This window comes from Kitasatospora sp. NPDC054768, assembly GCF_053612025.1.
In genome coordinates this window covers 72,518-78,618 of record NZ_JBSHBN010000002.1, presented here as the reverse complement: position 1 = coordinate 78,618, position 6,101 = coordinate 72,518, and the positions used below count along the sequence as shown (strand labels likewise).

Below are 6,101 nucleotides of genomic sequence, written 5' to 3'. Positions count from 1 at the left end.
GTGCGGACGCGGTCGGCGTAGGCCTCGGCGGTTTCGCGCTGCTGGGTGGTCTCCTGCTGGGCCAGGGCCCGCAGTTCCGCGGCGGCCTGCTCGGCCTTTGTCCGGGTCTGCGCGGCGTAGGTGTCGGCGGTGGTGCGCTGCTCGTCGGCGTAGGCGTCGGCCTGCTCGCGGACCTCGGCGACGTACTGGTCGGCCGCCTCGCGGACCTCGGCGGTCTCGGCCGCGGTGCGTTCGGTGAGGTCGGTGGCGTGCTGTTCGGCCTCGGTGCGGACGCGGTCGGCGTAGGCCTCGGCGGTTTCGCGCTGCTGGGTGGTCTCCTGCTGGGCCAGGGCCCGCAGTTCCGCGGCGGCCTGCTCGGCCTGTTCGCGGGCGGCCTCGGCGGCGTCCAGGTGCTCGGAGGTCTCCTCGCGCTCGCGCCGCAGCCCCTCGGCCGCCTCCTCCCGCTCGCGCCGGCTCTCCTCGCGCAGCGCGTCGGCGGCGGCCGCGGCCTCGGCCCGGGCCCGGGCGGCCTCGGCGTCGGCCTCCGTGCGCACCCGCTCGGCGTCGGCCACCGCGGCGTCCCGGACGGAGGCCGCCTCGGCCTGCGCCTCGGTGGTCAGGGCCTGTGCCGCGGCGGTCGCCCCGGCGCGCACCTGCTGGTCGAACTCGGTTGCCTCGCGCCGGAGTTCGGCGGTCTCGCGCTCGGCCGCGGCCCGGTTCTCGGCGGCCGCGGCCTTGGCGGCGGCGAGCGCGTCCTGGCCCTGCTGCTCGGCCGCCTCGGTGATCTTCCCGGCCTCGGCGCGGGCCCGGGTCAGGGTCTGCTCGGCCCGGCCCTGGGTCTCGGCGGCCTGCTCCTGGGCCTGCTCGCGCAGCCGCTCGATCTCCCCGGCGGCACCCGCGCGCAGCTCGTCCGCGTCGGCCTTGGCCTTGCTGAGCAGCTCCTCGGCGTTCTTCGCCGACTCCTCGATCTGGACCACGGCCTGGCGGCGGGCCTCGCCGCGCACCCGGTCGGCCTCGGCGGCGGCCTGGGCGCGCAGTTCCTCGGCCTCGGCCCGCAGCCGGGCCGCCTCGTCCTGCATCTGCTCGATCCGCTCGCGGATCGCGGCGGCGTCGTCCAGAGCGGCGTTCTGGGCCTGCTCGACGGCGGCCTGGGCCTGCTCGCGCAGCCGCTGCGCCTCGGCGGCGGCCTCCGCGCGGATCCGCTCGGCCTCGGCGGCGGCCTCGCCGCGGACGTTCTCGGCGTCCTGGTCGGCCCGGCCGAGCACCTCCTCGGCGGTCTTGGCGGCCTTGGCGAGGTGGACGGTGGCGTCCTTGGCGCCGGCCGCCCGGCCCGCCTCCTCGGCCTCGCCGCGCAGCCGCTGGGCGTCGGCCTCGGCCTGGGCCCGCAGCTCGGCGACGTCCCGTTCGGCCTGGGCCCGCAGTTCGGCGATCGCCGCCTCGGCCTCGGTCTTCAGCTCGGTGGCCACCGACTCGGCGGTGGCCCGCAGCCGCTCGCTCTCCTCCGCCGCGGCGGCCTTGGCGGCGTCGGCCTCGGCCTGCTTGGTGGCGGCCTCGTCGCGGACGGCCTCGGCCTCGGCGCGGATCGCCGAAGCCTCCTTGGTGGCCTGGGCGACCATCCGGGCCACCTCGGCCCGGGCGGTCTGCGAGCGCTGCTCGTTCGCGGCCTCGCCGTCGGCGACCCTGCGTTCGGCGGCGGCCTCGGCGTCGGCCTGGAGCTGTTCGGCGGCCTGCTCGGCCTGGGCGCGCAGCTCGGTGACCTCGTAACGGGTGCGCTCCGCCTCGGCGATCACCTCGGCGCGCAGCCGCTCTATCTCGGCCTTGGCCGCGGCGAGCTGCTGCTCGGCCCGGGCCTGCTCGGCGGCGGCCTGCGCCTTGAGCCGGCCGATCTCGGCCTGGGCACCGGCCAGCTGGCCCTCGGCGGCGGCGTGTGCGGCGGCCAGCTGCTGCTGGGCCTCGCCCCGGGCGGCGTCCACGTCGGCGGCGGCCTGGGCGCCGGCCTGCTGGGCCTGCTCGGAGGCGGCGCGCAGCAGGCGCTCGGCGTCGTTCTGGGCCCGCTGCAGGGCGGCCTCGGCGGCGGCCTGGGCCTCACCGCGGGCGGCGTCCACGTCGGCGGCGGTCCGGGCGCGGGCGTGATCGGAGAGGGCGACGGCCTCCGCACGGGCGGCGGCGACCATCCGCTCGGCCTCGGCGCGGGCCTCCTGGAGCAGCCGCTGGGCCTCCTGCTCGGAGCCGGCCCGGGTCTGCTCGGCCCAGCCGTTGACGTGCTGCTCGGCGGAGCGGCGCAGTTCGGTGAGCTCGTCCTCCAGCTGGCGGCGGCGAGCGGCCAGGTCGGCCTCCAGCCGGGCGGTGCGCTCGGCGGCCTCGGCCATGATCCGCTGGGTGGCGGCCTGGGAGTCGCGCAGTTGGCGCTCGGCGTCGGCGCGCAGCTGCTGGGCCTGCATCTCGGCGGTGCGGAGCATCTGCTCGGCCTGGCCGGAGACGGCGTCGAAGGCGCGCGGCTGGGCGAGCATGCGGCGGGACTCGTGCAGTTTCGCCCGCAGTACCTCCACCTGGTAGGCGAGGTCCTCGGCATGCTCGACTGCCTTGTCCCGCTCCTTCCGAGTCCGACCCATCTCGGCCTCGAACTGGGAGAGGTGATCGTCAGCCTCGTAGCGGTCGTTGCCCCGCACTCCGCGGTCCCATCCATCTCCTGGTCGCGTCCTCGACCGGGCCGGGGCCGGGCTCCGGTATCCCGGGCGCCGGTCCGACTGGTCCTTGCATCCGCAGCCGGTGGACGGCTCCCCGCCATGTCGGGGCCGCCCGCCGCGGTCGTCGGAGTCCGGGGCGCGGGAGCGCGGGGATGCCGCGTTCCCCCGTCCGAGTGGACTCCTGGGCGAACTCTTGCCTTGTGGAGAATGGTGACAGATCCGTCTTGCGACTGTTCAGCCGTGCCCGCGTAATGGACTCCCCTTGCGACGGGCCGACCACCGGAGGGCGGACGGGCCTGTCTTCGGCCGTGCCCGTCGCCTCCGTCCCCCGGAGCCGTCGCGCACCTGGGCATTGTAGTGGGAGCGCACTGCGGGGGAATGGCCGCAGGGGTGTTTTCCGGCTCTTCCCGCCAGGTTACTGACGGGTCATGACCGGCGGGCCGTCGGTCGCCGCCGGGGCGGGGCCCGCCCCGGGGCGGGCCGGGAGGGGATCAGTGCTCGTCGTGGCCCTGCTGCGCGGACGTCACCAGCTCGGTCAGGACGCCCCCGCAGTCCTTGGGGTGGAGGAAGGTGATCCGCGACCCCATCGAGCCGATCCGCGGCTGGTCATAGAGGACCCGGACGCCCTTGTCCCGGATGGCCTCGGAGTCGCCGTCCACGTCGGCGGTGCCGAAGGCGATGTGGTGCACGCCCTCGCCGTTCTTCTCCAGCCACTTGGCCACGGTGGAGTCGGGCCGGGTGGGCTCCAGCAGCTGGAGGTAGGAGGCGCCGCCGTCGTCGGTGCCGTTGATCCGGAGCATGGCCTCGCGGACGCCCTGCTCCTCGTTGACCTCGGAGTGGAAGACCTCGAAGCCGTAGGTGGCGCGGTAGAACTCGACCGTCTTGTCGAGGTCTCGGCAGGCGATGCCGATGTGGTCGATGCGGGTCAGCACGACGGCCTCCGGGGTGGGGAAGGGCGGTGGGAAAGGTGCACCAAGTGCAGCGCATGGCCCGCGCCGTACGCCAGTACCCGGCGTGCGAGCCTGCTCACACGGCGGGCGGTTCACCCGGAGCGGGTCGGCACGGTGTTGACTGGAGGGTGCCAGTGCGCTCGATCACACCGTCGTTCCGGTGACGGGCGGGTAACAGGTCAGTACATTGAGCGCATCCTCACCTGGCCACGACGTGCGAAGGGGCCCGTCCCATGACCAACACCACCTCTGTGATCGTTGCCGGTGCGCGGACCCCGATGGGCCGCCTGCTGGGCTCCCTCAAGGGCTTCTCCGGCGCCGACCTCGGCGGCGTCGCGATCAAGGCCGCTCTGGAGCGGGCCGGGATCACCGGCGAGCAGGTCCAGTACGTGATCATGGGCCAGGTGCTCCAGGCCGGCGCGGGCCAGATCCCGGCCCGCCAGGCCGCCGTCAAGGCCGGCATCCCGATGAACGTCCCGGCGCTGACCATCAACAAGGTCTGCCTCTCCGGCCTCGACGCCATCGCGCTGGCCGACCAGCTGATCCGCGCCGGGGAGTTCGACATCGTGGTGGCCGGCGGCCAGGAGTCGATGACCAACGCCCCGCACCTGCTGCCGAAGTCCCGCGAGGGCTTCAAGTACGGCGCGATCGCGATGCTCGACGCGATGGCCCACGACGGCCTCACCGACGCCTACGAGAACATCCCGATGGGCGAGTCCACCGAGAAGCACAACACCCGCCTGGGCATCCCGCGCGAGGTGCAGGACGAGATCGCCGCCGCCTCCCACCAGCGGGCCGCCAAGGCGCAGGCCGACGGGGTCTTCGACGCCGAGATCACCCCGGTCGCCATCCCGCAGCGCAAGGGCGAGCCGGTGCTGTTCAGCCAGGACGAGGGCATCCGCGCGGACACCACCGTCGAGGGCCTGGCCAAGCTGCGCCCGGCCTTCGCCAAGGACGGCACGATCACCGCCGGCACCTCCTCGCAGATCTCCGACGGCGCCGCCGCCGTGGTCGTGATGAGCAAGGCCAAGGCCGAGGAGCTGGGCCTGACCTGGATCGCCGAGATCGGCGCCCACGGCAACGTGGCCGGCCCGGACAACTCGCTCCAGTCGCAGCCGTCCAACGCGATCAAGCACGCGCTGGCCAAGGAGGGCCTGGAGGTCGCCGACCTCGACCTGATCGAGATCAACGAGGCCTTCGCGGCCGTCGCCCACCAGTCCATGAAGGACCTGGGCGTCTCCTCCGACATCGTCAACGTCAACGGCGGCGCCATCGCGCTCGGCCACCCGATCGGGATGTCCGGCGCCCGCGTGGTGCTGACCCTGGCGCTGGAGCTGCAGCGCCGCGGCGGCGGGGTCGGCGCGGCCGCGCTGTGCGGTGGCGGCGGCCAGGGCGACGCGCTGATCGTGCGCGTCCCGAAGGCCTGACCCGGCCGATCGCTCCAGGGCTGCGGACCGCGAGTGGCGGTCCGCAGCCCCTTTCGGCATTCGACGGCATTGCGCTAGGAGCTCCTGATGATCGATGTCGCCACGCTGGTCGAGCAGGCCCGGGAGGGCCGGCCGCGGGCGGTCGCCCGGCTGATCACGCTGGTCGAGAACGCCGCGCCGCAGCTGCGGGAGGCGATGGCCGCGCTCGCGCCCCACACCGGGCGGGCGTACACGGTGGGCCTGACCGGCTCGCCCGGGGTCGGCAAGTCCACCTCCACCTCGGCGCTGGTCTCCGCCTACCGGCGGCTCGGCAAGCGGGTCGGGGTCCTGGCCGTCGACCCGTCCTCGCCGTTCTCCGGCGGCGCGCTGCTGGGCGACCGGGTCCGGATGCAGGACCACGCCACCGACCCGGAGGTGTTCATCCGCTCGATGGCCACCCGCGGCCACCTCGGCGGGCTCTCCTGGGCGGCGCCGCAGGCGCTGCGGGTGCTGGACGCGGCCGGCTGCGAGGTGATCCTGGTGGAGACCGTCGGGGTGGGCCAGTCCGAGGTCGAGGTCGCCGCCCAGGCCGACACCACCGTGGTGCTGCTGGCCCCCGGGATGGGTGACGGCATCCAGGCCGCCAAGGCCGGGATCCTGGAGATCGGCGACGTCTTCGTGGTCAACAAGGCCGACCGGGACGGCGCCGACGCCACCGCCCGGGAGCTCAACCACATGCTGGGCCTCGGCGAGGCCCGGGAGCCGGGGGACTGGCGTCCGCCGATCGTCAAGACCGTCGCGGCCCGCGGCGAGGGCGTGGACGAGGTGGTCGAGGCGCTGGAGAAGCACCGGGCCTGGCTGGAGGAGCACGGCGAGCTCGCCGCGCGGCGCCGCCGCCGGGCCGCCGAGGAGATCGAGGCGATCGCCCTGGCCGAACTGCGCGCCCGGATCGGCGACCTGCGCGGGGACCGGCGCCTGGCCGTCCTGGCCGAACGGGTGGCCGAGGGCGCGCTGGACCCGTACGGCGCGGCCGACGAACTGGTCGCCGGCCTGACCGCGAGCTGAGACGCGGTCCGCCC

General features: G+C 75.1%; 4 protein-coding genes. 2 read left to right on the top strand and 2 right to left on the bottom strand.

Annotated features, from left to right (window positions below; genetic code table 11):
- Together ACWGKU_RS00955 and mce are read right to left on the bottom strand one after the other, a co-directional pair.
- Nucleotides 1-2,648, bottom strand: a 2,648-nt coding sequence (locus ACWGKU_RS00955; RefSeq protein WP_452191300.1) for a hypothetical protein, incomplete at its 3' end; no start/stop codon positions are given.
- Nucleotides 2,649-3,157: 509 nt separating this feature from the next.
- Nucleotides 3,158-3,598 carry a methylmalonyl-CoA epimerase gene (gene mce, locus ACWGKU_RS00950; protein ID WP_316526247.1) on the bottom strand — a complete coding sequence of 147 codons (441 nt, stop codon included), beginning with the start codon at nt 3,596-3,598 and terminating at the stop codon, nt 3,158-3,160.
- Nucleotides 3,599-3,849: 251 nt separating this feature from the next.
- Here mce and ACWGKU_RS00945 point away from each other — a divergent pair, with 251 nt between their 5' ends.
- The gene (locus ACWGKU_RS00945; RefSeq protein ID WP_359899921.1) at nt 3,850-5,043 is read left to right on the top strand and encodes an acetyl-CoA C-acetyltransferase; all 1,194 of its coding nucleotides are present in this window, start codon (nt 3,850-3,852) and stop codon (nt 5,041-5,043) included.
- 87 nt (nt 5,044-5,130) lie between these two features.
- The gene (gene meaB, locus ACWGKU_RS00940; RefSeq protein ID WP_359899919.1) at nt 5,131-6,087 is read left to right on the top strand and encodes a methylmalonyl Co-A mutase-associated GTPase MeaB; all 957 of its coding nucleotides are present in this window, start codon (nt 5,131-5,133) and stop codon (nt 6,085-6,087) included.
- Nucleotides 6,088-6,101: the final 14 nt, after the last annotated feature.

What these genes read in the sequence shown, in the direction of transcription:
- ACWGKU_RS00945 (WP_359899921.1), top strand. Translation starts at nt 3,850, where the DNA reads ATGACCAACACCACCTCTGTGATCGTTGCCGGTGCGCGGACCCCGATG.
- meaB (WP_359899919.1), top strand. Translation starts at nt 5,131, where the DNA reads ATGATCGATGTCGCCACGCTGGTCGAGCAGGCCCGGGAGGGCCGGCCG.